Origin of the sequence: Vagococcus martis, assembly GCF_002026305.1 — a bacterium.
GTDB classification, from domain to species: domain Bacteria; phylum Bacillota; class Bacilli; order Lactobacillales; family Vagococcaceae; genus Vagococcus; species Vagococcus martis.
Window position 1 is genome coordinate 1,422,982 of record NZ_MVAB01000001.1, and the last position, 26,120, is coordinate 1,449,101.

The window sequence follows — 26,120 nt, forward strand, 5'->3', positions numbered from 1 at the left end:
TTTGTTTCTTTAGTCAATTTTTCCAATGGAATGTAAAGGATAAAAACGATAAATCATTTTTCCTACGATATCAGATTTTTTTACACCGCCAAATTGTCTACTATCGGTCGAGTTTCCTCTATTATCACCTAAAACAAAGTATTCATCTGAGTTTAATGTGTATGAAAAATCACCTGTAGAGGATTGGTCTTTTATATCAAAAGTTTCGTTGATTGGAATATCGTTGATTGAAAGTTGATTATTTTGATAACTCACTTTTTCTCCAGGTAAGCCAATCACACGTTTCACGTATTGTTTGTCTTCTCCTGTTAAGTTGATTGTTTTAAAAATAATAATATCAAATCGCTTCATATTATCACTTTTTAAAACGAAACTTCGATCATTATGTTGGAGGGTATGATTCATCGACTTGCCAGATACTCTTGTTGGTGACACGACAAATAGTTGTAAGAATAAAACAAGGCAGATACTTAGTAGTAATAATAGATTATCTTTAAAAAGCTTCTTCATTTTTGACCTCCTTTTATCTATTATAATGCAATTTCAAAAAAAGTACTATATAATTTGCCCTATAAAAAAACACAGTAAGCGATTTTAAAGAAAAGTAATGTTATACATAAAAAAATTATGTTGTATTGTAGTGGTGTGATATACTATAATAGTATAAAAAAGGAGGGTTATAATTAAATGAAAAAATTTGTATCAATTATTTTTGCGTTACTTGTGTTTGTATTACCAGTTACAGCTAGCGCAGCAGGAGCTATTTCAGCTGATGAACAACGTATCCTAGATGCTTTAAATCAAGGTGTGACAACAAAAGAAGGGGAGAGATTCTTTTTCTCTGCAACTGACATTCAACAAGCTGAAAATGATTTAAAAACAAATGATTACAATGCAGCAACAGTGAACACAGTAGTTGGTCATATTGACGCTGCAAGACAATTAGTGGTTGATAATTCTGCGGGTATTAAAGCAACTAGTTTAGAAGATCTTCTAAAACAGTTACCTAAAAATATCCAAGATCAAATTAGAACTCACATTTTAGAAGCTGCAAAAGCATTAGGATTGTCTGTTGATAGTCAAGGAAATATCACAAACAAATCTGGAAACAAAGTATTTGTAGCAACAACAAGTAAAAACCCAGTTGTTAAAACAACAGGAATTTCAATTATAAGCGCAATGATTACAATCATTAGTTTAGTGGCATTGACAGTAGCTACAGGTTTTATTTCAAAAAGAAAAGGTGCTAGTTGTTAATGAATAAGAGAGTGCTGGCATATATTTATATGCCGGTACTCTTTTTTATTTCTGCTTATCTTGTATTGGTATTATTTTTTTTACCATTTAAGGAAACCTTTGATTTATTTTTAAGTGCAGTAAGTATCACAGAAAAAGCAGAATCAAAAGATATTCCATCAATTTTTGATGAGAGTAAACAAAAAAGTATTCAAGCAGTAGATGATAAAGTTCCATCATCACAAGTTGACTACCCTACTTTAGGCACAGAATACGGGACAGTCATTATTGATAAATTTAATGTTCAAGCTAGGTTAATCTACGGGGATTCTCAAGAAGATTTACGTGTGGGAGTCGGACAATTTAATGGTAGTGTCTTTCCAGGTGAGGAAGGAACGACGCTAATTGGTGGGCATAATACGGCTGATTTGGCTGCTCTTAACGGGGTTGAAGCAAATGATACGATTACGATCAAGACGAATTATGAAACCTACCAATACCAAGTAACCAGTAAAAAAGTCGCTCGATTTGACGATAAAAAAGCGATTGAATCACTGTATAAAAAATCAGATAATAATCAATTAATTCTATATACGTGCTACCCAATTGACATGATTGGTTTAACAGATGAGCGTTTGTTTGTTTATGCAGAAAGAGTATCTGGAAAAATGATTGATTTAAATATATAGAAAGGGTTGTACGAATGAATAAGAAAATAAAAAATGTGTATCAGTTTTTACTAACCCTACTTTCTATATTGTGTTTAACGATTTTTTGCGAGGTAGCGATTGTTAAAACTTTTTTATTGTCATCGAATCACTGGGTAACTGAAGCTGAAAATAGTAAGTATATTAATAATCTTACCCAATCAATTAATGAATCCATTCAAGATATTGGAATGGCGAGTGGGATTAAAAAAGGCGGTCTAAAAAATGTGATATCAGAAGCAGACGTGGAAAAAGATTTTAACCATTTTGTCACGAATGCTTTTATTGGCCAAACATATGATATCAATAAGGAAGCAGTTGGGGATACAATTCGAACGGCTGTGGAAGAATATGCTAAAAAAGAAAATAAACCGATTAATGAAATTAATCAAGCATCTGTAAATCAATTTGTAGAACAAGGTGTAACACTTTATAATGGTAAAATTCATAATCCAATTGTGTCGACGATTGGATTGCGAGTGACATTAATTAATCGACTGACAAACTTCTTGTTATTAGGGTCAGGTATCTTTTTAGTGGTATTAGTGATTTGCTTGTATTTTGCAGGAACGCGTTATAAGCATGTATTTATTCGAAATTTAGCTTATTTAGTCACTAGTACAGGGTTATTACTTGTATCATTTACATTGTTTTTAACTATTAAGAAACCATTAGCTAAACTGTCTGTTTTAGATAATAGTATGAAATCATGGATTAGTGCTAGTTTCCAATCACCCATTATAATTCAAATCATTATTAGTGTCGTTTTCTTATTATCTGGTATCACGTTAAGTATTTATTCATATAAAGAATATAAAAAACTTGAAAAACGTGGGTTCAGACGAAAAAATCAAGCTATATAAAATGTTAGAGGCTGACCCAAAAGTCTCTAGAATAAACTAAAAGGAAGAAAATCTTTTTTCGATTTTCTTCCTTTTTTGACGTAAAAAATAGCACTATCCTATATAATTAAAGTGACGAAACCAACTAAAAAGGAGTGCTATTTATGTATAAGAATTATAACACGAAACAGGTTACTTTATCACTGAATTTAGATATTTATTTAGAAGAAAATGATATCGCTTTTGCGATTGATGAATTAGTAGAAAGTATCCCTGTGGATGTGTTCTCAGTTTTTGAGCATCGAATGGGAACTTCGTCTTATCATCCAAAAATGATGTTGAAGCTTATTCTGTGTGGCTACACTCAATCTATTTTTTCAGGAAGAAAGATAGAAGCTATGTCTAAAGATAGCATTCGTGCCATGTGGTTAACGCAATCACAGACACCTAACTTCAGAACAATTAATCGATTCAGAGTGAACCCACTGGTTCAACCGATACTTCAAGAATGTTTTATTCAATTTAGAAATCAGCTTGTTTCTCAACAATTAATTGATGAAGAAGCTATTTTTATTGATGGAACAAAGTTAGAAGCCAACGCAAATAAATATACCTTCGTTTGGAAAAAGAGTACACAACGTTATGAAGAATCTTTGAGAGAAAAGTCAAAGTCCTATTATCAACAACTTGTAGAAGAGCAAATCATTCCATCTATTTGTTCAGAAGATGATGAGTTAAACACAGAAAATTTAAAACAAATCATTGATGAGTTGGAAATGAAAGTAAGTGATTTAAGTACTAAAATTGAAAATACTTCAGATGTTCAAGAGAGAAAAGAACTTCGTTCTGAGCGTAAAGAGCCTAAAAAAGCATTGAAAGCTTTTTCTGACTTTATCTATAGAAAGCAAAAATATAAAGAACAACATGATATTTACAACGGTAGAAATAGCTATTCTAAAACAGATCATGATGCCACTTTTATGAGAATGAAAGATGACCACATGATGAATGGTCAGTTAAAACCTGGATATAACGTTCAAATTGCAACCAATCATCAATACGTTTTAGCATATGAAACATTTTCAAATCCAACGGATTTTAAAACAATGATTCCTTTCTTAGATACTATCAAGAAATCTTATTTTGACTTACCTAAATACATTGTGGCTGACGCAGGTTATGGTAGTGAAGAAAACTATCAAGCAATTTTAGATGATTTTGAAAGAACTCCATTAGTTACTTATACAATGTATCAGAAAGAACATACTAAAAAATACAAACAAAATCCATTCATTCCAGATAACTGGATTTATAATGAATTGGCAGATACTTATATTTGCCCGAATAATCGAGAAGTCAAATTTAGAAATTACTCTACTCGAACAGATAAATCCGGATTCAAAAGACAACTTAAAATATATGAATGTGAGTCTTGTTTAAATTGCCCAGTTAGAGCATTATGTACTCGTGCGAAGAGTAGTAAAAATCGAGTGATTCAAAGAAATGGGAATTGGGAATATTTTAAAGCTCACGTAAGAGAGCTTTTGAAAGAGGATGTCACAGGAGAAATATATCGTCAAAGAAAAATAGATGTTGAACCAGCCTTTGGAAATCTGAAGGCTAATTTGGCATTCAATCGATTCTCTGTAAGAGGAAAAGATAAGATTTCACAGGAGCTGGGATTTGCGTTAATGGCACTAAATTTAAGAAAACTGAGAAAAAATAGGAAGGATATTAGTAAGAGATCACGAAAAAACAAGCATTCTGAAATGAGAGGTTTCATTTTGGAATGCTTGTTTTCTGTAAAGAGACTTTTGGGTCAGCCTCTTTATCTGTATTTAGGAGGAAGAAAATGATTCGAAAAATTAACTTGTCTGATGTGGAGGATTTACAAAAAATTAATGCGAAATCTTTAGGGTATCCAGTATCTATTGAACTAACAAAAAAGCAATTAGAAAAAGTCGTAAGAGATGATAAACATCATTATTTAGTAGGATATGAAGATGATAAGACAGGACATATCGTAGGGTACATTCATGCGGAAGTTTATGATAATCTTTACAGTGAAACACTATTTAACATTTTAGGATTGGCCGTTTTAAAAGAAAATCAACGTCAAAAAATAGGTCAACAATTGATGGAATCGATGGAAAAAGAGGCGTTACTAAGAGGAATACATCTTATTAGATTGAATTCAGGGGCTAATAGGAAAAATGCGCATTTATTTTACGAATCATTAGGGTATGATGGAAGTAAGGGACAGAAACGTTTTATAAAAAATTTGAAGAAGATAGCTGAGGAAAAAATAGATGATTAGTTTTAGAAAGGTCACAAAAAAAGATGTTCCAATCATATTAAAATGGTGGAATGACGGAAATGTTATGAAAGATGTTGGATTTCCACAGGGGTTGAATCTTACTCATGATGAAGTTGTTCAAAGTATTAAAGGATATCAAGAACAGCCACAAGCTAATTTTTTTGTGATTTTAGATGAAGATAAAAAAGTTATTGGCGAATTTTGTTTTAAAGTAATAAGAGAAAAGGTAGCTACATTTGATATAAAGGTTGGCGAAATAAATAATCAAGGTAAAGGATATGGTCGTCAATCAGTGTTACAAGGAATAGAATACATAAAACGGATAGAAACGATTAACTTAATTGAAATAGAGGTTTCTCCTGAAAATAGTAGAGCTATTTCGCTGTATCAGTCTATTGGATTTCATGAAGTCAAAAGATTGCCAAATCATTGGAAAGATGGTTTGGGGAACTTACGAGATACTATTGTATATCAATTAGAAATAAAGAGGTAGACTATAAATGAAAGAAAAATTATTAACAAAAATTCAGTCAGAAAACGATGTATATATTGATGAAGAGATATATTGGTTAATGGATAATATCGGAAATACAGATGCTAGTATTCGTGATGATATCGTATTTAATACTTTGGCAAACGGAATAGTAGAAGGAATGTTTACTGATAAACAGTTTGTCTATATCAAAGATAAGACAATTGAGGGAAATTTAATATTTTATCGTATAGAAGAACAATTACCATCTACTCTGACAAGAAGCTTTACCGCACTTTTAAATGGATTCATTATTCAATCCGATGGTGATTCAAAATCATCTTACCATAATCTATTAACACATGATGAAAGAGAATATTTTTTTAATACAGCTATTATTTATTTACAAAAGGAAATAGATAAGACCGGCTATTCAGAAATATATGGATGGGTACATGCTTTTGCTCATGGTGGGGATTATCTTAGTAATGTGATGAGTCATGATTTATTTACGGAAATTGATGTTATCAATTCATTAGAAACAATCAAACATGTGATATATTCAGTAGAGAAACCATTTGGTTAATTGTAGAATCAAGTTAGCCACCCTAAAATAATAAAAAAACACCATGGTAAAAATTCATGTATCATTGAAGTATCTACCCAACAACGAAAGGAATTTTTATCATGGCGCAAATTCAGAATACCACACAAAAATTGACTTATAAACATCTTTCCTTTGAAGAAAGACAACTTATTGAAGTTTGGCATAATAGAGGTGATTCTAATAGAGCAATCGGTAAACGATTAGGTCGACACCATCAAACAATAAACAATGAGCTAAAACGTGGTACAACAACGCAAATCAAAGAAAATAAAAAGCCTAGACAACTCTATTTTGCTGAGACAGGACAAGCTAAATATATAGAAAATAGAAAGCGTTGTGGTGCTAATTCTAAGCTAGCCAGTGCTGTTGACTTTATTAATTATGCCTGTAAACAGATTATTGATTTTAATTGGTCACCAGATGCAATTGTTGGTTTTACCAAGTCCATGAGGACCTGGAATACACCTACTGTCTCTACTAAGACACTTTATAATTATATTGATAGTGGCTTTTTACCTATTAGAAACCATCATCTCAAGATGAAGATCAGACTCTCACCTAAAAAGAAAAGAAGTCGTAAGCATAAAAAAGAACTAGGAAAATCGATTGATGAACGACCAAGTACAGTTGATGATAGAAAAAACTTTGGTCATTGGGAAATAGATAGCGTTATTGGTTCAAAATCTAAAGATGATAATGCTATACTTACTCTTGTTGAAAGAAAAACGCGTTACATGATCACTGTTGTTTTAGATGATCATACAGAAGAGTCTGTTTGTTATACTGTTAATCAATTAAAATCTGAGTTCGGACAAGTTAATTTTAGCAAGATGTTTCAATCAATTACTGCTGATAATGGTAGTGAATTTAGCTCGCTTCATGATACTCTCCAACAAATAACGGATGTCTATTTTGCTCATCCTTATTCTTCTTGGGAACGAGGTACAAATGAAAGACATAATGGTTTATTAAGACAATTTATTCCGAAAGGAACTCCAATCTGCAACTACTCAAAACAATTCATTCAACTGGCTACTGAAAAAATTAATCTTTTACCACGTAAAATCTTAAATTATAGACAACCAGCTACATTATTTTTAGAAGAAATTCAAAAGCTTAAAATCAAAACATGTTGGTAAGGATGGATTTTAATAGAATAACACAAAAAATTAGATGTTTTTACCTAGGTGGCTAACTTAATATTGCAATTTAGAAGAGAAACCATTTATAGACGAAGAAGAAAAACGTATAGCACATGCGATTTATATAGGAATAAAACACAAAAAAATATCAAGTAACCTCTTTATAAATTGGATGAAAAGCTTTGAATTTCCTTTGGAGAATAATTCGGATTTTTATCAATTAGCAGTATTCAAAAATATGTTAGCTTATGTTTATTTTCATTGTATGAATGACGGATGTTTAGATAGAGAGATAGAACAAGCACTTTTATGCTATTTAAAGCAGTATTAATGGGTTGATGCCTAGTAAAATTCACTCTAAATAAAAAAGGTGACTGACAAAGAAATTTAATTTGTTATATTAAAATGATACATATTACATAAAGGGGAGAATAAAATGGACATTATGAATATTAGGGATAATCCTACATTCATAAACCAAGCTTCAGAGTGGTTTAGTAGTAAATGGGGAGTACCTGTAGATAGTTACAAAGAGAGCATGGCAGAATGTATCGATTACCCTAGAAGTCAGACACAGTGGTATGTTGTTAGGATGAAAGGCAAAATCATAGCAGGTGCTGGGGTGATTGAAAATGATTTTCACAATAGAAAAGATTTGACACCAAACCTTTGTGCTTTATACGTTGAGGAAAGTCATCGGTCTAAGGGGCTCGCAGGAAAAATTTTGAACCATATAGTAAATGACATGAATGATTTAGGTTTTACAACGCTCTATTTAATCACAGATCACACGACGTTTTATGAAAAGTATGACTGGGTTTATTATTGTGCTGTCCAAGAAGAAGAAACAAACGATTCTGTAAGAATGTACCGTCATGATACGCCATAAATAAGGAGGTTTTTCATGAAAAAAATAATGATTATCGGTTCACCTGGTACCGGTAAAAGCACACTTGGTCGCCAATTAGAAGATACATTATCAATCAAGCTATATCACTTAGATAAATTGTTTTGGAAACCTCATTGGGAGATGAGTACAAAGCATGAGCAACAAACTATTCTATCAGATATCGTGGAGAAAGAATTTTGGATTATTGATGGAAACTATAGTAGTACGTTAGACATCAGAATGAAACAAGCAGATACTATTATTTATTTGAAGAAAGCGAGATTAGTTTGTTTGTATCAAGTTTTGAAGCGAGTGATTAAATATCGTGGGACAACTAGACCTGATATGCAGGAGGATTGTCCTGAAAAAATAAATATAGAATTTATAAAATGGATATGGCACTTTCCTAAAAACCACGAGCCATTGATAGATGAGTATCTTAATCAATTGACTCATAAACAAACTTTAATCAAATTAACAAATAAAAAAGAAATAACAATTTTTTTAAACACCTTAGGAAGGGGATGACAACATGATATTAATTAAACCAACGAGTGAATGGACACAAGCTATTTTAGATTATAAAACGGAATTTTTAAGTCAGTCGGGTGTGAATTGGATAGACGGGTCAAGTGGGTTATCTGATTTTATCAATATATCAGATTGGTTAGATCATCTTATATTATATGAATCCAACGAAACAATTCCTAATCCGGATTTTGTTACTGGAGAGCAGTATCTATTTATTAGAGAAACCGACCGAAAAATTGTGGGGATGATTCATTTTAGACATGAGCTGAATGAGTATTTGTTTCATTATGGTGGGCACATTGGTTATTCAGTCGCCCCGTCTGAAAGAAAAAAAGGCTATGCAAGTCGAATGCTTAAAGAGATGTTAGTAGAGAAAAAGGGATGTTCGAATAAAAAATTACTGATTACTTGTAATGATGATAATATCGAATCAGCCAAAGTGATTGAACATAATGGAGGAATACTTGAAAATAAATTATTAGATGAATCGGACAATCAGTTAGTCAGAAGATATTGGATAGATAATTAAAAAAACAGCAGTGGATAACTGACATTACCTCTGCTGTTCTATTTTTTTAATGATGTCAGATAAGACTTCTTTTATTGGTCTCGCATCATTCATTATTTTATCGTCTTGTGGAAATGTATTAAACGCTTCTAGTATCTCATCGACTTTACTCTCGCCCCATTCAATTAGTGCTTTAGGACGTTCTTGGAGTCTTGAAATAATGGTTTCTTTTGATACATCGAGTTGAATATGACAGACTGGTATATTTTCTTCACGTAACTTTCCAAGAATTTCAGAAACAGCTTCTGTTTTGTAAATCGTCATGGGCACAATGATGTCCCCCTCGTATTCTTGATAAATTTTTTTAAGAAGATAAACATTCCACTGACGCCATTCCGGATAATACTGAAAATCACTTTTTTGCATACTAATCGGCAAATTTGAACGAAAAAGATCACCAATATTTTCTGGATCATACAAAAAAGAAGGTTGAATCTGTTTAATTAATTCAGTAGCCACTGTTGTTTTACCTGCGCCAAATGCCCCGTTTATCCATATAATCATAATAATTAATCTCCATTCAATTGTTTTGTTAAATATATCATGGTAGACGGATAAAGTACAAATAATGAATAAAACTAAACCTGTTAATCTATCTATGTATGATTAAGGGATAAGTCAATCAGTTAGTTTGAACAAAAAAGGTATGATAAATGATTGTTTTGCACATAGTATTTTGTTACTGAAAGGATTATAATTTGGAAAACGCTATCACAAAAAGGTTTGTGATTTTTGAAAGAGGGATTAGGGTAATGAACGAGTTTAAAATCGCGGCAACGGGTGTCTCAATGAACTATATGCCACAGTATTTAGCGCAAGAATGTGGTTTTTTTAAAGAGGAAGGTGTAGATGTAACAAGTTACACTCCAACTCCTTGGGTAGATGGATTAGATGATATTAACAAAGCGGAGGCTGATGTTCTTTTAGGTGGTATTTGGGTTCCTATTATGTATCACAATCATATCAAAGATTATGTCTCTGTCGCAAAGATTGCATCAAAATGCCCATTGTTTATCGTATCAAGAGAAAAAGTTGATTCTTTTTCATGGACGGCTATGGAAAATAAACGCGTATTAGTATCTGGTGGTGATGGTGCGAGTCATTATGTCGCAGCATTAGGAAGTGCTAAAAAAGGAGGAGCGAATGTAGAGACCATTCGTTTTGTTCATGATTTTTCCACCTCTATGTTATGTGAGTTATTTGAGGGTGGGTTTGGTGATTTTATCGTCTTACAACCTGATGTTGCACACTCAATGATTGCAAGAGGTAAAGGGTATTTTTATAAAAACTTGACGGAAAATGATGAAAAAATTCCTTGGAGTGTTTACTACACATTACCTGAAACGATCGCAAAAGACCAAGATAAATTCAATCGATTTGTTGCGGGATTACAAAAGGGAACGACCTATTTATTGGAAAATGGTGGGGAAGTATGTCGCCCGATTATTGAAAGGTTTTGGCCACATATGTCTGTTGATGAAGGGGTTAACACGATTGATACATTTATCAAACAAGGCATGTGGACCCCTAGCGTTAAAATTGAAGAACGTGAATTAGAAACATGGCAAGCCGATTTAGTGTTAGGAGATTTAATTGATGAACCCATTTCTTATAACCAGTTGGTTGATAACAAACCTTTTGAAGCAATGAAAAAACAAGGAGGTATGTAGATATTATGAAAATAATGGTAGCTAATCCAAATAGTAATAAAGAATTAACAGATGTATTGATGGAATCGGCACGACGAGATATCAGAGATTCATCTGTGGAACTCATTCCATTTACCAATCCCTTAGGGTCGAAACATATTGATTCAGTTTTTGGAGATTATCAATCAGTATGGTCATTTGTTCGCGAAATATTAAAAGAAATTGATGAGGTAAAACCAGATGCTGTCGTGTTGGCAGGATTTGGGAATTTTGGCATGTTTGCACTGAAAGAAGCGTTGTCTATCCCAGTTATTCCAATAGCTGAGGCGTCACAAATGATTGCACCAATGCTTGGACATCGCTACTCTGTTTTAACTGTATTTAATCAAAATATTCCCTATCAAGAAGATTTAACTCGTTTGTTTGGGATAGAGTCTCGTTTAGCTTCTGTCCGTGGAATCGAAATGAATACAGATATTGTTGAAACGACAGACACGACGAAAGCGTCTCTTGAATACACCATTGATAAATTAATTCATGAAGATGGTGCAGAAGTTGTCGTATTAGGTGGAGCGAGATTTGCACCTTATGCTCAAATGTTGAGTGACAAATTTAATATACCAGTAATTGATCCGGTCGCTGTATCTGTTAAATTAGCCATTCTGTTTGTTGAAAGTGGATTGTCTCAAAGTAAGATAAGAAAATTCAATCAACCGCCACAACCATTAGCTAATTATTTTGTTGGTAAAGAAGGGGAGTAACGAAAAGATGTTAGAAAAAATAAAAAATTCAAGCCTATCTATGCGTATTGTCGTTGGATCGATTATTGGGATACTCATTGGTTTTGCTTTTGGCGAGAGCACGGCCAATATCCAATTTTTAGGTGATATTTTCCTACGTTCAGTGAAAATGTGCGTGCCACTTCTTATTTTTTGTTCAATAGTGGAAGCAAGTGCCTCTTTGCCTTTGCAAGAATTAAAATCAGTTGGCTTTAAAACATTAGGTGTATTTTTCGTGAGTACATCACTATCAGCTGTTTTATCAGTTATTGTCGCAAAATTTTTTCCACCAGTATTAAATATTACTGTTCCTGGAAAAGGTGCTTATGAAGGTGCAGCAGGAAGCGAGAGTATCCAAGAAACGCTGGTAAATTTTATCCCAGATAATGCAGTTGCAGCTCTAGCAAATGGTACGATTGTTCAAATTATTATATTTGCCGCATTGTTTGGAATTTCAGTTAATATATTGAAAGAGAATAACCCAGCCGTTAATAGTGTGTATGAATTTACATTAGGATTAAGAAAAGTTATTATGCAAATTGTGACAATCGTTATGATCTATGCCCCAATTGGTATTTCGGCTATGATTGCAGGGGTTATTGGAACGAGTGGAGTGAGTGCCCTAGCATCATTGGGTCAAATTTTATTGTTGGTTAGTGTTGTAGATATTTTATTTTTTGCTGCGTACACATTATATATGTCAGTGAGATATAAATTAAATATTGTCCAATTATTAAAAAACAGTTCAAGCATTATATTAATGGCATTTACTACAACCTCCTCAGCAGTCACTTTGCCAGTTGCTTTGAATGAAGTACCAAATAAAATGGGTGTTAAGGAAAGAATTTCTGATTTTGTGTTGCCACTTGGAAATGCTTTGAATACAAATGGTGCCCCAATTTCCAATATCTTATCAGCAGTTGCTTGTGCATCTATTTTTGATATAGAATTTACTACATCAAAATTAATTTTACTAGGTGTATTTGCCATCGTCGCATCATTTGGTAATCCAGGTGTTCCTGGCGGTGGGATTGTCTCAATGGCCATTGTGTTCCAAATGATTGGAATACCAGTTGAGGGAGTAGCAGTCTTTGCGGGATTAGATTATTTTTACTCATTAACACGCGCTCCATTAAATGTGATGGGGAATGTGTATTCATCAATTATTGTTAGCAATAAATTAGATGAATTTGATAAGAACGTTTTTAATGCTTAAAGTTGTAAGAATTTTTTTCATAAAAGGAGGTGTAAAAATGAATAAAAAAACAAAAAATTTACTCACTATAATAGCAGTGTCAATAGTAACTTTGTTTACAGGTAGCATAGTATACGCAAATGCCATGCCACATTATCAATATCAAGACGATACTACCTCTTGGAATCAAAAAGAGGAAAGAAGAGACAATTTCCATAATGAGAATGCTAGACAGACAGAACGAAGAAATAACTGTCATCAAATGATGGATTTTGATGGTTATAAATAAAGTACTAATAGAAACATTAAGTTAATCACTTAATTGAAAACCCCTAAATACAACTCAATTAAATTGGAGTGATCTTTAAAAGTTATACTGTTAAGGAGTTGAGAAATCGTCTCTTTGTCTAATTGGACTTATGAGTAAAATTTTTAAGATGATGAGACTTTTGGGTCAGCCTCGTTTTTAGTACACAAAAACATGTGTTATCCGTTAGAATGAAATTGCGAAACAACAATCTAAGGAGGATACCACATGTCATACTCACAGACTATCAAAGATATCTTAAATATACTAGACCTAAATATTATTTTTAATGAAAATTGTTTGTTTACTAGGAAAATAAAGGGAGTTTTCTCTAGAGTATTTGAAGGTTTTTTAGATGAAACACCAGAATGTTGTCCTCGTTGCGAAGAAAAGGATACACACATTATTAAGTGGGGATATACTGCTAGTTTAATTAAAGTTCCTGCTATTTCTGAATACGTTACATATGTTCAATTAAAGAAACGTCGTTTCTTGTGCAAAGATTGTCAATCGACATTTGTTTTAGATACGCCTTTTGTTTCTAGAAACAATTCTATTTCTAACAATTTAAAACGTCTTGTTGCTAAAAAACTAACTTCTAAACAATCTATGAGTGACATTTCAAAACAAGCAAACGTTTCTACTTCAACTGTTTATCGGGTACTTAAAGAATGGTATCAACCCATTCAGAAATATAGTTATTCCTTACCAGCTGTCCTTTGTTTTGATGAGTTTAAATCTGTAAAAAAAGTAGCTGGATCTATGAGTTTTATTATGATAGATGGTGACACTAAGGAGTTAATTGATATTTTACCTGATCGAAGATTACCTAAGATCGAGAAATACTTTAACGGATTCTCTTTATCTAACAGAGAACAAGTGAAGTATGTTGTTTCTGATATTTATCAACCCTACATCATCTTAACTAAGAGACTTTTTCCTAACGCTAAAGTCGTTTTAGATAAATTTCATCTAGTTCAACACATTGGTAGAGCTTTTCAAAAAATACGAATTAGAATAATGAATCAATTAAAGCATAAAGATAATGGAATTATTTATAGACGAATAAAAAAATATTGGAAATTACTTCAAAAAAGTTATGGCAAACTAGACTTTATTCAACAACAATGGCACTCTTCATTTAAAACGTATCTTTCTGAAAAAGAATTACTTGAACGCCTACTTACTTACAATGCTGAACTTACAGATGCTTATAATATTTATCAACAGATTTTAAGAGCTTTTCAAACAAAAGATTATTCTCTATTTGTAGATTTAATCAATCAAAAAACTCTTTTTCAAGAGTATATACCTGTTTTTAAAACATTTAGAAAGTATCAAGAAGAAATAAAAAATACTTTTGAAACATCGTATTCAAACGGTCCTTTAGAATGTATGAACAATCATATTAAAGTCATTAAGCGTAATGCCTATGGCATGAGAAGTTTTTATAATTTCAAATTACGAATAGCAATTTGTTTAAAAAAATCTGTATTCAAGACACCAAAAAAGATCTAGAAAACATGTTGTTTTCTAGATCCTAAATTCTGGCTCTATAATTTAAAGGACTGATGAATCAAAATTGGCTCTATGTCAAATCGTGTTGATGGACAATAATATTGATGAAAAAGTCTCAAAAATGAAATAGAATTAATTGAAGTGAGGGAAGAAATTCTCTCGCTTTTTTATTTAACCTGAAAAACTTGATTTTGAATCAAAAAGATACGTCGTTTGAATAGTAGAAAGTTTCGATAGCCATAGGCCACACGTTTAATCACTTTAATTTTATTATTAATGCCTTCTAAGAAACCATTTGAATAGGAGTATTTAAAGGCATTCATGACTCCTTGGGAGAACTTACCAAATATCTTGAATTTATCTTTAAAATACTTTGGTAATTCAACAGGTATCTTTGAACATAACTCTAAAAATAAGACATAATCGTTGGTTCTATAAGCATACTTCAATTCTTGGATAAAATGATACGCTTTTGTTAATAGAGAACTATAAGAAAGTAACTCATCTACCAATTCGGTAGATGACATATTTCTCTTGAATAAAGGACGATAATAAAAGTGTTTATAGTTTAATTCAGAACTGTCCTTTAAAAGGAGTTTCCAATAACGCTTTAATCTTCGATACTGCTTTCCTTCCTCTTGATTGTGGCGTTTTAATTGATTCATTTCTTTTATTCTTAAGATGTTGAAAGAGCGGTTAATATGTTGAATGATATGAAATCGATCTGTAACGATTTCGGCGTTTGGAAAGACTGTTTTTAATAGTTGACCGTAACTTGCATTCATGTCCATGACCAAAAATCTTACTTTTAAACGTGATTTTCTGGAATACTTCATAAAGTAAGAAACCAACTTATGCAATCTTTTATCAGGTAAGATATCGATTATTTTTTTAGATGCCGCATCAGCACAAATAAAGCTCATTCCAGCATGACAATCAGAAGTAGAGCTAAACTCATCTACACAAAGAGCCGTGGGCAAGAAGTTAAAATTAGGTTGCTGATTATTCGTAAATGATACTAACACACGTTTAACAGTATTTTCAGAGACACTGTGGTATTCTGCGATTTTTTTACGTGATTGATTCTCTTTTAAGTCAAAGGCAATTTGGTATTTAAGCTGTTTAGAAATTTGACAATAGTCATCTACTAGAGAAGTAAAAGCACTGAAAGTTGAGCCACAGTTTCTACAAAGGTAACGTTCTCTGTGAAGTTTCAGATAAGTTGGGCGACGTTCAACTTCAGGCAATTGACTAATGGTTTGATACGTTCCATTTTTAACGGATTGATAACATCCACATTTCTGGCATTGCTTATCTTTATTCACTAATCTTCCTGTAATCATGTTAACTGAGCGGTTGTTTCTCGCTTCGCGAGACAACCAATCATCATTAAAAATAAGAGAATCATCTGTTAAATTGAGTAGTTTTCTTGTATTATTATCCATAGGGGTATTCTCCTTTGTAATGTTAGTTATAGTCGACTTAATTTTACCAATAAGAATGCCCCTTTTTCTATGCCTAAAACAAAAAATCGCATTGATAGAATTTAATCTATCAACACGATTTAGTGTACAGCCCAAAAAATACCATCTAAATTAATAGATGATATCAAAATAAATTATATTATTATTTTTCATATAGATAAAAAGTTACATTTGATTATAATAAACTTTTTCTATGTATCTTCATGAATTCTTTTTGCTTATCACTCATTTTGATTTGCATGCTTTTATGTATTCCTAGTGAAGCATAGTGTTCTTCTTTTATTTTACTTGATATTAATACACTACCATCATCATTAAAACTTATTAAGTGTTTGTCAAATAATTTATCATGGTTAGCACATAATAAAAGTATATTATTAATATCTCCTCTTATATTATCTCCGAATTTAGTAATAATCTCTTTTGTGTCAGAGTCCTTCCAAGGAATAATATGAGAAGCTATTAATAGTTCAGGATAATTTATTTCACATAATTGACAGCTTCTAAATTTTTTTAAAATCGCATTTCTTACTACGTCCTGCCCTACTCTCGAATTAATTTTTCTTTCAATAGTGCCTGTTGTATATATAGATGCGGCTTCTTCCACATAATCTTCAAAAAAAAACTCATTTCGTATATCGTTATTCGAGTTCCTACCATTGCTTTCCAAAAAATTAATCCAAGATTTTGGAGCATATTTTTGACTATTTTCTATACCTATAATTAAAGAGTTTAACCATTCTCTTGTAACTATTGTCGTTGAATCTATTGTAAATAAAAATTTATAATTATCAATAACGCCATTTCCAGATTGTATTTTTATATTTTTGCAAACCTCTTCCAATTTTTTATTTTTAACAAAAGGATATGCAATCCCAACATATCTATAGTTACGACCTTTACCACCAATTTTTTCAAAATAAAAACATGGGAATGTTTTTATCAAGTTACCAGAATGTACCTGTTCAAATAATCCTTTCACATTTATATTACCTTTATGCTTAGTTTCTGAATAGTGTTTATTAGCTACTCTTTGATCACCATAATAAGTTAACACATTATTAGAAATATCAAGATTATCAGGGTATTCATGGAAATTAGCTGGGTTGCTTAGTAAAACAATATATGCTATTTCTTTGTCCCAATTTATTTTTGGCCTCATTCCCCCTGAATTACCTACTCCTAATAAACGAGTAATAGGGTCATCTCCGACATTTCCTTTGTTTCCTCCTTGATAGATACATCCAGGAATTAATGCAGCAGTAGATAATTCGTTAAAATGTATTATATTTTTCATATTTAAATCTCCAAACTATATAGTTTCTATCAAAAATCTTCTAGTATTCATCCTAAGATTTTAAATATTAAAATTTGTTTTATTCTTCATAATATCCTAGAAAAATTACTACCTATTTTTATCTACACTATCTAGTATACAGTTTTCTTATTTAAAACTCCATAAAACAAGTAGTTATATTAATTCTTTAAAATAAGAGAATCAATATAACTCCATATAACAATTATAAAAATAAAGAGGCTGACCCAAAAGTCTTTAAAATAGAAAAATCCCATGAAATCAGTTTGTTAAAACACTGACTTCGTGGGATTTCTGTTTTGTTAGTTTAGTGATTTTCATTTAAAAAGTTACTTTTGGGTCAGCCTCTTTATTTTTACATACCACTTTATTAATCTAAATCCTCACCATTTGTTGCAATGACTTGTTTGTACCAATCAAATGATTTTTTCTTAGAACGATTTAGCGTTCCATTTCCTTCATCATCCAAATCAACATAGATAAATCCGTAACGTTTACTCATCTCACCTGTTGATGCTGATACTAAATCAATACAGCCCCACGGAGTGTACCCCATTACGTCCACACCATCTTCAAGCGCTCGACCAATAGCTTCAATGTGATCTCTTAAATAAGAAATACGGTAATCATCTGCTACATAACCATTTTCGTCAACTTTATCATGAGCTCCTAGACCATTTTCAACAATAAATAACGGAACGTTGTATCTGTTATATAGATTGTTCATCGCTATACGTAGGCCTTCTGGATCTATTTGCCATCCCCAATCACTTTGTTTTAAGAATGGATTTCTCACGCCACCCATTAAGTTTCCACCAACAGTTTCAGGTGTGTCTTGAGTCACATCAATAACTGCTGACATATAGTAACTGAAGCCAATATAGTCTACAGTATTAGTTTCTAGTAATGCTAAATCCCCTTCTGCTATTTCTAAATCAGAGAAGTTAACCCCTTTACTTGAAAGGAAGCGTTCAGTGTAAGCTGGGTATTTCCCTCTTACTTGTACATCAGCACAGTAGTAGTTAAATTCTTGATTTTCAATGATTGTCGCCATTTCATTTACCGGATTTGAATCCATACTATAAGTTGTTCCATAAATAATCATACAACCTACTTGTAATTCAGGATTTAAAGCATGAGCAAATTGAACTGCTTTGGCACTAGCTACAAATTGATTATGCCAAGCTTGAGCTACGTTTTTATAATCTTTTGCACCATTTGATTTAACTAAACCTTGACTCAATGCTGGTACATGACTTGCAGAGTTAATCTCATTAAACGTCATCCAATATTTTACTTTAGTGTGATATCTTGATAAAACAACTTCTGCATATCGTTCATAAAAATTAATCAATTGACGGTTTTTCCAACCACCATATTTTTTAACTAAGTTAAGTGGCATTTCGTAATGAGAAATAGTGACAACTGGTTCTATCCCATGTTTTAAACATTCATCAATTAATTGATCATAGAATTTTAATCCTGCTTCATTTGGTTCTAACTCATCACCTTGAGGGAAAATACGAGACCACGCAATTGAAAAACGATAACATTTAAATCCCATTTCGCCAAACAATGCGATATCTTCTTTAAATCGATCATAATGCTCAATCCCTCGATGGTTAGGGTAAATTCTAGTGTCATCTAGTTCCCAATTAAAGTTTTCACTTGTTAATATTTCAAATCTGTCTTTACCACCAGGCATTAAATCTGCTACTGATAACCCTTTACCATCTCTATCATAGGCACCTTCTAATTGATTGGCAGCTGTCGCGCCACCCCATAAAAAATTTTTTGGAAATTTACTCATATTAACCTCTCCTATCTATTTTTTTTAATATTAATAATAATTCATCACCAAATTCGATGTTTCCATCTGTTTTAGTGTCAATAACATCTGCATAATCTGTTGTATTTGTCACAATAATCATTGTTACGGTTTCAAAACCACTTTCTTTTATCTTTTCAATATCAAATGATACTAACTTGTCTCCAACTTCTATCTTATCTCCTACTTTAACGTGAGATTCAAAATATTTTCCATTTAAAGACACTGTATCAATCCCAATATGAATTAAAATTTCTTCGCCTGTTTCAGCTTTAATTCCTATCGCATGTTTAGAGTCGGGCATTACCATCACTTCACCTGCAATTGGTGAAATGACTTCGCCGACTGTAGGTTCCACGGCAATCCCTTTACCCATCACTCCTGTAGAAAACACTTGATCATTTACTGCTGATAATTCAACTAGTTTTCCTTCTGCCGGTGACACGACAACACAATCTTCACCATTATCTAAACTATTTGTCACATCAGTTGGTGCTGTTCTAACTTCTTCATCAATGTCTTCAAATCCAAGTACTAATGTTAAAATGAATGGCACTACAATCGCACCGACATAACAAAGAGCTGCCATAATGAAACTACTTGATGCGTTTGGATTTACAAATAATGGTAAGGCGAATAATCCTAACATTCCAGCAATACCGAATGCCTTTACTGAAAAGAACGTTGCGACTCCACCTAGCACAGCACTTGATACCATAGCATAGTAGAATGGTTTTTTAACTTTCATATTGATTCCATACATCGCAGGTTCAGTGATACCAAAAACAGCTGATATCCCTGCTGAAAAAGCTAACTGTTTTAATGCTTTATTTTTAGTACGCACACCTACTGCAAAAGCTGCCCCACCTTGAGCGGCATTACTAATCAACATAGATGTTGAAACCATGCTGTCATAACCAAGTGATGAGACGTTTTGCATTGCTATTGGAACAAAAGCATAATGCATTCCTGTCATGATAATTAAAGGCATCAATCCTGCAAGTAACGCGCCTGCTAATGGACCTGCTACACTATAGAACCATGTAAAGAACGTTGCTATAATTTGACCAATATTTGTACCCAATGGTGCTAAAATCCATAATGTAATTGGAATAGTCACAATTAATGTCAATAGTGGTGTAAACATAAATGTAAGTGTTTCTGGCACATACTTTCTAAAAAACTTATGTACATATTTGAGTAAGATGACTGCAAATATAATCGGAATAACACTAGAAGAATAATTAATTGCTGGTATTTTTATCATGAAAAAATCAAAACTTGTTTTGTCAGTCAATCCTCGTGCCGCATCTAATATAGTTGGGTACATCATGGTTCCTGCAACTGCTAGAGCTAAGTATTCACTTGTTTTTAGTTTACGTGCAGTTGATACTGCTAAGAAAAATGGTAAGAAGAAGAATACGCTATCACCAATTGCATTTAAAATAGCATAAGTATCTGTTTTATCTGAGAGCCATCCCATTACCACTGCTAAAGAAGTGAAACCTTTTAGTAAACCAACCCCTGCTAATGCTGGAATAATTGGGGTAAATATTCCTGAGAGTGTATCCATTACAAGTGATACAACTCCTTGCTTCTCAGTTGACTGTTCGCCTGTACCGCTGCCTCCAACAATTTTTTCTACTTCCTCAAAAGCATCTCCTACCCTATTTCCTATAACCACTTGGAACTGGTCTCCTGAAAACTGAGCTCCCATAACACCTGGTATTTTTTTAATCTCATCAATATTTACTTTCTCTTTATCTTTTAGATTAAATCTAAGGCGTGTCACACAATTCCATGCATTGATGACATTATCCTTTCCACCAATATTTTCAATGACTCCTTTTGCCAATTCTTCATAATTCGTTGCCATGTGTTTATCTCCTTTTCTAATATATTTTTATGCTAAAGGTGGCCACCTTGATAAAAATCAAATAAAAAAGACCAAATAGAAGCCTACAAAGGATATAGTAATCCCGTAGTAAATCTTCTACTTGGTCATGCCTGATCGAGTCAGTAACAGTCCATGTTAATGATTTATATTTCTAATTCGTTCAATGTGTATCGTTAGATATAATTCTTCATCGTAACTTAATCGCCATTTCTTTTCTTCATATAAAAACTGGCTAATTTTTGATACACATGCATACGACTCTGGATATTTCGTTTTAACCATTGAAAACATCTCAATCGGTAGTATATCTTTCGCCTTTTCATCTGTCATATGCCTTAGAATGAAGTAACGAAGATGTGTGATAAAGCGTGAGTAACTGATTGTATCTGTATCAATGTCTGATTGAAAATGATACCTGACAATCGTCAACACTCGTTGTATCAAATGAGTTATTCCAGCAACTTGATCCATTCTCTCTAAGCTACTATTTGCATAGAAAAAGTGGTAAGTTAAATAAATTTCCTCAGAGGATGGTAGTGAAATGTCAAGCTTTTCATCAATTAGCTTAATCGCTTGTTTTGCTACAGCATACTCTTGAGAGTAAAACTGCTCGATTTCAAGGCTTAAAAAATCATCATATGTGTCATGATTTTTTGCTCGAGTAATCGCATGATTTAAGTGGTCCGCTAACCCAATAAAATTATTGGTTGAAAATGAAATAGATAACTCTTGTTCAGCTAATTCAATGATTTGATTTGTGACGGCTATTATTTTAGGTTCAATATCTGTAAATACATCAATCAAACGTGAATCATTTTCTTCGTCTTGAGAAACAAAGACTTTTTCAATAACCGTTTCGTCAATTTTATCTCCAGCCTTGTATCCAAAACCTATGCCTTTGCCAAAAATAATAAATTCATTTCCTTTGTCGTCTTTTGACAGAGCAACATTGTTGTTAATTTTTTTAATATAGTTCATTTATTATCCTCAAACACATGTTTTCTAACAACACATAAATCATACCTTTATTTGAAAACGATGTCAACTTTTTTATATAAATAACATACTTTAATTTTTACTCTTCATATGCTAACTTGTATAACGTCGCTATTAACGCTCTCACACCTTTTGTTAAATCACATATAGTCGTATCTTCAGCTGGATTATGACTTATTCCTTTTATGCTAGGGACAAAAATCATGGCTGTCGGGACAAAAGAGGCAAATATTTGAGAATCATGTCCTGCTCCACTGTGCATAATATGATAATCCAATGCTGCTTCTGAACAAGCTCTTTTAATGACTTCTACAAGAGACTCATTCATCGGAACTGGTTTTTCTTCCATCCACAGAGAAATATTAATGGTTAAGTCATTTTCTTTGGCTACTTTTCTCATTATGTTTTCCATATCTTTTGTAAATAACTCTAATAATTGCCCATTCGTGTGACGACAATCTATCGTAAAAGATACTTTTCCCGGAACAACATTTACAGTATTAGGTGTTATTTCCATTTCACCAAACGTTACAACCAAAGGATCACCAAGTGTTTTAGCATAGTCGATTGTTTGACTGACTATCTGACTATAGCCATAAACAGCATCTCTTCTATAATTCATTGGTGTGGTTCCAGCATGATTGGCTTCACCTGTTAATGTCACCGTGTAACGCTTTTGTCCAACGATATCTGTGACAACACCCACCGATTTTTCTAATGTCTCTAAAACATTCCCTTGTTCGATATGTAATTCAACAAACGATTTAATATCTGTGCGACGATCAGTTGATTGTTTAAAATCAAATCCTGCTTTATTCATAGCTTCAGAAAAAGATACGCCGTCAATATCTTTTGCATCTAAAACATCTTCTTTTTTGGCTAGACCCCAAACATTTTTACTTCCCCAAAAAGCATAAGGAAATCGACTTCCCTCTTCTTCTGCGAGTGATATCACTTCTAGACTACGCAGTGGTTGTCCGTAATTATTTTTCAAATAGTCTAGTGCTAAATATGCCGCAATTACCCCAAATTGCCCATCTAATTTTCCACCTTCAACTACTGTATCTATATGCGAACCTGACATGATGGTTTCATCGGGATATTTACTACCTTCTAATCTACCAAATAAATTTCCTACTTCATCATAAGTAGCCTCAAGCCCTATCTTTTCAAAATGCTCTTTTAAATTATTTTGCGCTGTTATCCATTGATCATCATACAAAAGTCTAGTGATACCACCTGACTTTGTCCCACCTATACTAGACAACCACAATATGTTTTCTTCTACTTGTTGTTGCAGTTCATCCATACCCTTACTCCCTTATACATATTAGTCTTCGTGAACGATTAAATCCATTGGATGTGGGCCTGCTACTCCAACAAAAATAAATCGCTCATTCCCTGTATTTTCCATTCCATGTTGTTCTCCGGGTCGTGAAATGATCATATCACCTGGCTCAATGTTTATCGCTTCACCGTATCCTGGATAAAAAGTTCCTTTACCTTGGATACAAATCCATAAATCATCTGATGTAGTATGAGAATGTTTAAAAACAGATTGTCCTGGCTCTAAACACCATAAGGCTCCTGCTGTTTTTTCTGTCTCATAAAAGAAAGTTTTTTTGCCTTCAGATGAATCAAAACTGGCAATTTCATCTATTTTAAATAATCTTTCTTCAATATTTGACTTTGACATTGTACTTTCTCCTTACTTATTTTTTATTGCTTGATAAAATCGGCCTAATTGTTCAGCTGCTTGTTCTAAACTAACCAATGTATTTGATTTACTCAAAATCGTTTCTTCATCTGCTATTTGTCGAATAATAGGAAAAAAAGCATCTATTCCATGTTCATTACACTGTCCCGCATCATCTGAAACACTCCCACAAATTGCAAGCAATGGTTTATTTGATTGTTTAGTTAACTCAGCTAGAGCTGATGGTACTTTTCCCATGACAGACTGAGCATCAAGTCTTCCTTCACCTGTAATGACCATATCAGCTTTTTTCACTTTATTTATAATGTTTTTTTCTTTAGCTAATAAATCAAATCCCGAAAATAGCTCCGCATTTAAATATGACATGAAGGCAAATCCTAGTCCTCCTGCTGCACCAGCTCCTGCTGTCATCATAAAATCATTATTAAGGTATGAGCTACTCATCACACCAAACTTTTCAATTAGTTTATCTAACGTATTAACATCTGATTTTTTTAATCCTTTTTGTGGACCAAAAACGGCAGTCGCTCCGTTCTTTCCGACTAAAGGATTGTTAACATCACTCGCTATAATAAACTGACATTCTTTCAATTGATTGGATACTTTTGAGTCATCTATTTTCGTTAAGTTACTTAATTCACAAATGTTTTCATCTATAAACGAACCATTTTCTGTCATAAAACGATAACCCAAAGCTCTTAACATCCCGATACCTGCGTCGTTTGTCGCACTTCCACCCAAACCAATAATAAAACGTCTATAACCACTATTCATTAAACTCTCAATTAATTCACCTAAGCCATATGTTGTTGCCTTAAAAGGATCTAACTCTTCTTTGTTTACGAGAGTAATACCAGACGTTTCGGCGACTTCAATATAAGCTGTCTCTTTGTAAATACCATATTTAACATAAACTTCTTTTCCCAAAGGTCCTGTTACCTTTTTTATCATTGTTTTTCCGTCTGTTTTGTATAAAAAAGCTTCAACTGTCCCTTCGCCACCATCAGCCACAGGAACTATCTCCGTATGAGAAGATAGTCCTGATTTGCTTAATCCTTGACTGACAGCCTTTCCTGCTTCTAATGAACTGACACTACCCTTGAACGAATCCATAGCTATTAATACTTTCATTGCATTCCCTCGTTTCAGTTTTAAGGATTGACTACATTTGTTGGGGTTCCTTTTTTAAATTGTTGAACATTCTCTACTGCAATATCCATTAATCGACTGCGAGCTTCTTTAGATGCCCAGGCAATGTGTGGTGTAATCAATATATTATCTGCTTTTAATAACGCATTGTCTTTATTAATTGGTTCAGTTGACACAACATCAACTGCCGCTCCCCCGACTTTACCCGAATTTAAGGCATCTCTTAAATCATTTTCATTAATAAGTGGCCCACGAGATGTGTTAACTAAGAATACTCCATCTTTCATTTTAGCAATGGTTTCTTTATTAATCATGTTCTCTGTTTCTGGAAGTAGTGGACAATGTAGAGAAATCACATCTGCTTCAGCGTACATATCATCTAAAGAAACCATACGTGCGCCAGCGACAATATCGGACTTACTTCCACGATCATTTGCGATAACTTTCATTCCCAATGCTTGACAGATTTGCCCCACTTTTTGTCCAATACGACCAAATCCGATAATTCCAATTGTTTTACCTGCCAACTCTACTTGAGGGAAATGCCAATAGCACCAATCAATACTATTTGTCCAGTCACCTTTTTTGACAGAATTAGAATGAGAGCCAACATGATGACACAATTCTAATAACAACGCTACAGTATATTGTGCAACCGTATCTGTTCCATAAGTTGGAATATTCGTTACGACAATCCCTTTTTCTTTAGCCGCTTGCGTATCAATCACATTAAAACCTGTCGCCAATACGCCAATGTATTTTAAGTTAGGAACCTTTTCTAGTGTTTCTCTACTAATAGGTACTTTATTTACCAAAATAATTTCAGCGTCACCAATACGTTCAACAATATCTTTTTCGTCTGTTCTATCGTAAACAGTTAACTCTCCTAATTGTGCTAAACTATCCCAAGTTAAGTCACCTGGATTTTCTGTGTAACCATCTAGTACGACTATTTTAGTCATCCTTATCACCTAT

At 32.9% G+C, this 26,120-nt stretch carries 27 protein-coding genes and 1 pseudogene; 17 read left to right on the top strand and 11 right to left on the bottom strand.

What is annotated here, in order from left to right:
* Nucleotides 1-9 precede the first annotated feature (9 nt).
* Nucleotides 10-510: a signal peptidase I gene (gene lepB, locus BW731_RS06925; protein ID WP_079346830.1), complete on the bottom strand. Its 501-nt coding sequence runs from the start codon at nucleotides 508-510 to the stop codon at nucleotides 10-12.
* Between the two features lie 177 nt (nucleotides 511-687).
* Here lepB and BW731_RS06930 point away from each other — a divergent pair, with 177 nt between their 5' ends.
* The 12 genes and pseudogenes from BW731_RS06930 (at nucleotide 688) to BW731_RS06980 (ending at nucleotide 9,272) form a co-directional block, all read left to right on the top strand.
* A complete protein-coding gene (locus BW731_RS06930) occupies nucleotides 688-1,257 on the top strand; it encodes a hypothetical protein (protein WP_079346831.1) in 570 nt (189 codons plus the stop codon).
* Nucleotides 1,257-1,925 (top strand): class D sortase, encoded by a 669-nt coding sequence (locus BW731_RS06935; protein ID WP_079346832.1) that lies wholly within the window; start codon nucleotides 1,257-1,259, stop codon nucleotides 1,923-1,925. The genes BW731_RS06930 and BW731_RS06935 overlap by 1 nt, the downstream gene beginning before the upstream one ends.
* 14 nt (nucleotides 1,926-1,939) lie before the next feature.
* Nucleotides 1,940-2,806 (top strand): hypothetical protein, encoded by an 867-nt coding sequence (locus BW731_RS06940; protein WP_079346833.1) that lies wholly within the window; start codon nucleotides 1,940-1,942, stop codon nucleotides 2,804-2,806.
* 143 nt (nucleotides 2,807-2,949) lie between these two features.
* The gene (locus BW731_RS06945) at nucleotides 2,950-4,641 is read left to right on the top strand and encodes an IS1182 family transposase (RefSeq protein ID WP_079346834.1); all 1,692 of its coding nucleotides are present in this window, start codon (nucleotides 2,950-2,952) and stop codon (nucleotides 4,639-4,641) included.
* On the top strand, nucleotides 4,638-5,102 hold the full coding sequence (locus BW731_RS06950; protein WP_079346835.1) for a GNAT family N-acetyltransferase: 465 nt from the start codon (nucleotides 4,638-4,640) through the stop codon (nucleotides 5,100-5,102). The genes BW731_RS06945 and BW731_RS06950 overlap by 4 nt, the downstream gene beginning before the upstream one ends.
* Nucleotides 5,095-5,595 carry a GNAT family N-acetyltransferase gene (locus tag BW731_RS06955; protein ID WP_079346836.1) on the top strand — a complete coding sequence of 167 codons (501 nt, stop codon included), beginning with the start codon at nucleotides 5,095-5,097 and terminating at the stop codon, nucleotides 5,593-5,595. Before BW731_RS06950 ends, BW731_RS06955 begins: the two co-directional genes overlap by 8 nt.
* Nucleotides 5,596-5,602: 7 nt before the next feature.
* A complete protein-coding gene (locus tag BW731_RS06960) occupies nucleotides 5,603-6,160 on the top strand; it encodes a DUF2785 domain-containing protein (protein ID WP_079346837.1) in 558 nt (185 codons plus the stop codon).
* 101 nt (nucleotides 6,161-6,261) lie between these two features.
* Nucleotides 6,262-7,320 (top strand): IS30 family transposase, encoded by a 1,059-nt coding sequence (locus BW731_RS06965; protein WP_079346507.1) that lies wholly within the window; start codon nucleotides 6,262-6,264, stop codon nucleotides 7,318-7,320.
* A gap of 85 nt (nucleotides 7,321-7,405) precedes the next feature.
* Nucleotides 7,406-7,654 (top strand): annotated as a pseudogene (locus BW731_RS13080) (hypothetical protein); the annotation flags it as partial.
* 105 nt (nucleotides 7,655-7,759) lie between these two features.
* Nucleotides 7,760-8,212, top strand: coding sequence for a GNAT family N-acetyltransferase (locus tag BW731_RS06970; RefSeq protein ID WP_079346838.1), 453 nt, complete (start codon nucleotides 7,760-7,762; stop codon nucleotides 8,210-8,212).
* 15 nt (nucleotides 8,213-8,227) lie between these two features.
* A complete protein-coding gene (locus tag BW731_RS06975) occupies nucleotides 8,228-8,740 on the top strand; it encodes a DNA topology modulation protein (RefSeq protein WP_079346839.1) in 513 nt (170 codons plus the stop codon).
* A gap of 4 nt (nucleotides 8,741-8,744) precedes the next feature.
* A complete protein-coding gene (locus tag BW731_RS06980; protein WP_079346841.1) occupies nucleotides 8,745-9,272 on the top strand; it encodes a GNAT family N-acetyltransferase in 528 nt (175 codons plus the stop codon).
* Nucleotides 9,273-9,296: 24 nt separating this feature from the next.
* Here the strand turns inward: BW731_RS06980 and BW731_RS06985 are convergent, their stop codons facing one another.
* A complete protein-coding gene (locus BW731_RS06985; protein WP_079346843.1) occupies nucleotides 9,297-9,815 on the bottom strand; it encodes an AAA family ATPase in 519 nt (172 codons plus the stop codon).
* Between the two features lie 248 nt (nucleotides 9,816-10,063).
* Here BW731_RS06985 and BW731_RS06990 point away from each other — a divergent pair, with 248 nt between their 5' ends.
* The 5 genes from BW731_RS06990 to BW731_RS07010 all read left to right on the top strand — a co-directional run bounded on the left by BW731_RS06990 (nucleotide 10,064) and on the right by BW731_RS07010 (nucleotide 14,759).
* Complete coding sequence (locus tag BW731_RS06990) at nucleotides 10,064-10,981, top strand: ABC transporter substrate-binding protein (protein WP_079346845.1); 918 nt, start codon at nucleotides 10,064-10,066, stop codon at nucleotides 10,979-10,981.
* A gap of 5 nt (nucleotides 10,982-10,986) precedes the next feature.
* Nucleotides 10,987-11,721 carry an aspartate/glutamate racemase family protein gene (locus BW731_RS06995; protein ID WP_079346847.1) on the top strand — a complete coding sequence of 245 codons (735 nt, stop codon included), beginning with the start codon at nucleotides 10,987-10,989 and terminating at the stop codon, nucleotides 11,719-11,721.
* A 7-nt stretch (nucleotides 11,722-11,728) separates the two neighbouring features.
* Complete coding sequence (locus tag BW731_RS07000; RefSeq protein ID WP_079346849.1) at nucleotides 11,729-12,955, top strand: dicarboxylate/amino acid:cation symporter; 1,227 nt, start codon at nucleotides 11,729-11,731, stop codon at nucleotides 12,953-12,955.
* A 37-nt stretch (nucleotides 12,956-12,992) separates the two neighbouring features.
* Nucleotides 12,993-13,223, top strand: coding sequence for a hypothetical protein (locus tag BW731_RS07005; protein WP_079346851.1), 231 nt, complete (start codon nucleotides 12,993-12,995; stop codon nucleotides 13,221-13,223).
* Nucleotides 13,224-13,469: 246 nt separating this feature from the next.
* The gene (locus tag BW731_RS07010) at nucleotides 13,470-14,759 is read left to right on the top strand and encodes an ISL3 family transposase (protein ID WP_079346853.1); all 1,290 of its coding nucleotides are present in this window, start codon (nucleotides 13,470-13,472) and stop codon (nucleotides 14,757-14,759) included.
* A gap of 167 nt (nucleotides 14,760-14,926) precedes the next feature.
* Here BW731_RS07010 and BW731_RS07015 read toward each other — a convergent pair whose 3' ends face one another.
* From BW731_RS07015 to BW731_RS07055, 9 genes are all read right to left on the bottom strand, one after another.
* Nucleotides 14,927-16,204, bottom strand: a complete 1,278-nt coding sequence (locus BW731_RS07015) for an ISL3 family transposase (RefSeq protein ID WP_079346855.1) — start codon at nucleotides 16,202-16,204, stop codon at nucleotides 14,927-14,929.
* 214 nt (nucleotides 16,205-16,418) lie between these two features.
* Nucleotides 16,419-17,540, bottom strand: coding sequence for an HNH endonuclease (locus BW731_RS07020; protein ID WP_079346857.1), 1,122 nt, complete (start codon nucleotides 17,538-17,540; stop codon nucleotides 16,419-16,421).
* A 388-nt stretch (nucleotides 17,541-17,928) separates the two neighbouring features.
* Entirely contained in the window at nucleotides 17,929-19,368 is a 1,440-nt protein-coding gene (locus tag BW731_RS07025) for a glycoside hydrolase family 1 protein (protein ID WP_079346859.1), read from the bottom strand.
* A gap of 1 nt (nucleotide 19,369) precedes the next feature.
* Nucleotides 19,370-21,262 carry a beta-glucoside-specific PTS transporter subunit IIABC gene (locus BW731_RS07030; RefSeq protein ID WP_079346861.1) on the bottom strand — a complete coding sequence of 631 codons (1,893 nt, stop codon included), beginning with the start codon at nucleotides 21,260-21,262 and terminating at the stop codon, nucleotides 19,370-19,372.
* A gap of 156 nt (nucleotides 21,263-21,418) precedes the next feature.
* Entirely contained in the window at nucleotides 21,419-22,261 is an 843-nt protein-coding gene (locus tag BW731_RS07035) for a PRD domain-containing protein (protein WP_079346863.1), read from the bottom strand.
* A gap of 97 nt (nucleotides 22,262-22,358) precedes the next feature.
* Nucleotides 22,359-23,588: an allantoate deiminase gene (gene allC, locus BW731_RS07040; RefSeq protein ID WP_079346864.1), complete on the bottom strand. Its 1,230-nt coding sequence runs from the start codon at nucleotides 23,586-23,588 to the stop codon at nucleotides 22,359-22,361.
* 21 nt (nucleotides 23,589-23,609) lie between these two features.
* A complete protein-coding gene (locus BW731_RS07045) occupies nucleotides 23,610-23,975 on the bottom strand; it encodes a cupin domain-containing protein (RefSeq protein ID WP_079346866.1) in 366 nt (121 codons plus the stop codon).
* A 12-nt stretch (nucleotides 23,976-23,987) separates the two neighbouring features.
* Nucleotides 23,988-25,127 carry a glycerate kinase family protein gene (locus BW731_RS07050; RefSeq protein ID WP_079346868.1) on the bottom strand — a complete coding sequence of 380 codons (1,140 nt, stop codon included), beginning with the start codon at nucleotides 25,125-25,127 and terminating at the stop codon, nucleotides 23,988-23,990.
* 20 nt (nucleotides 25,128-25,147) lie between these two features.
* The gene (locus tag BW731_RS07055) at nucleotides 25,148-26,107 is read right to left on the bottom strand and encodes a D-2-hydroxyacid dehydrogenase (RefSeq protein WP_079346870.1); all 960 of its coding nucleotides are present in this window, start codon (nucleotides 26,105-26,107) and stop codon (nucleotides 25,148-25,150) included.
* Nucleotides 26,108-26,120 lie beyond the last annotated feature (13 nt).

Coding starts and splice junctions, on each gene's coding strand:
- BW731_RS07010 (WP_079346853.1), top strand. CDS start 13,470: ATGTCATACTCACAGACTATCAAAGATATCTTAAATATACTAGACCTA.
- BW731_RS06995 (WP_079346847.1), top strand. CDS start 10,987: ATGAAAATAATGGTAGCTAATCCAAATAGTAATAAAGAATTAACAGAT.
- allC (WP_079346864.1), bottom strand. CDS start 23,588: ATGGATGAACTGCAACAACAAGTAGAAGAAAACATATTGTGGTTGTCT.
- BW731_RS06965 (WP_079346507.1), top strand. CDS start 6,262: ATGGCGCAAATTCAGAATACCACACAAAAATTGACTTATAAACATCTT.
- BW731_RS06960 (WP_079346837.1), top strand. CDS start 5,603: ATGAAAGAAAAATTATTAACAAAAATTCAGTCAGAAAACGATGTATAT.
- BW731_RS07030 (WP_079346861.1), bottom strand. CDS start 21,262: ATGGCAACGAATTATGAAGAATTGGCAAAAGGAGTCATTGAAAATATT.
- BW731_RS07015 (WP_079346855.1), bottom strand. CDS start 16,204: ATGGATAATAATACAAGAAAACTACTCAATTTAACAGATGATTCTCTT.
- BW731_RS07055 (WP_079346870.1), bottom strand. CDS start 26,107: ATGACTAAAATAGTCGTACTAGATGGTTACACAGAAAATCCAGGTGAC.
- BW731_RS06945 (WP_079346834.1), top strand. CDS start 2,950: ATGTATAAGAATTATAACACGAAACAGGTTACTTTATCACTGAATTTA.
- BW731_RS06930 (WP_079346831.1), top strand. CDS start 688: ATGAAAAAATTTGTATCAATTATTTTTGCGTTACTTGTGTTTGTATTA.
- BW731_RS06980 (WP_079346841.1), top strand. CDS start 8,745: ATGATATTAATTAAACCAACGAGTGAATGGACACAAGCTATTTTAGAT.
- BW731_RS07050 (WP_079346868.1), bottom strand. CDS start 25,127: ATGAAAGTATTAATAGCTATGGATTCGTTCAAGGGTAGTGTCAGTTCA.
- BW731_RS06935 (WP_079346832.1), top strand. CDS start 1,257: ATGAATAAGAGAGTGCTGGCATATATTTATATGCCGGTACTCTTTTTT.
- BW731_RS06985 (WP_079346843.1), bottom strand. CDS start 9,815: ATGATTATATGGATAAACGGGGCATTTGGCGCAGGTAAAACAACAGTG.
- BW731_RS07020 (WP_079346857.1), bottom strand. CDS start 17,540: ATGAAAAATATAATACATTTTAACGAATTATCTACTGCTGCATTAATT.
- BW731_RS06940 (WP_079346833.1), top strand. CDS start 1,940: ATGAATAAGAAAATAAAAAATGTGTATCAGTTTTTACTAACCCTACTT.
- lepB (WP_079346830.1), bottom strand. CDS start 510: ATGAAGAAGCTTTTTAAAGATAATCTATTATTACTACTAAGTATCTGC.
- BW731_RS07025 (WP_079346859.1), bottom strand. CDS start 19,368: ATGAGTAAATTTCCAAAAAATTTTTTATGGGGTGGCGCGACAGCTGCC.
- BW731_RS06990 (WP_079346845.1), top strand. CDS start 10,064: ATGAACGAGTTTAAAATCGCGGCAACGGGTGTCTCAATGAACTATATG.
- BW731_RS07000 (WP_079346849.1), top strand. CDS start 11,729: ATGTTAGAAAAAATAAAAAATTCAAGCCTATCTATGCGTATTGTCGTT.
- BW731_RS06970 (WP_079346838.1), top strand. CDS start 7,760: ATGGACATTATGAATATTAGGGATAATCCTACATTCATAAACCAAGCT.
- BW731_RS06955 (WP_079346836.1), top strand. CDS start 5,095: ATGATTAGTTTTAGAAAGGTCACAAAAAAAGATGTTCCAATCATATTA.
- BW731_RS07035 (WP_079346863.1), bottom strand. CDS start 22,261: ATGAACTATATTAAAAAAATTAACAACAATGTTGCTCTGTCAAAAGAC.
- BW731_RS07045 (WP_079346866.1), bottom strand. CDS start 23,975: ATGTCAAAGTCAAATATTGAAGAAAGATTATTTAAAATAGATGAAATT.
- BW731_RS07005 (WP_079346851.1), top strand. CDS start 12,993: ATGAATAAAAAAACAAAAAATTTACTCACTATAATAGCAGTGTCAATA.
- BW731_RS06975 (WP_079346839.1), top strand. CDS start 8,228: ATGAAAAAAATAATGATTATCGGTTCACCTGGTACCGGTAAAAGCACA.
- BW731_RS06950 (WP_079346835.1), top strand. CDS start 4,638: ATGATTCGAAAAATTAACTTGTCTGATGTGGAGGATTTACAAAAAATT.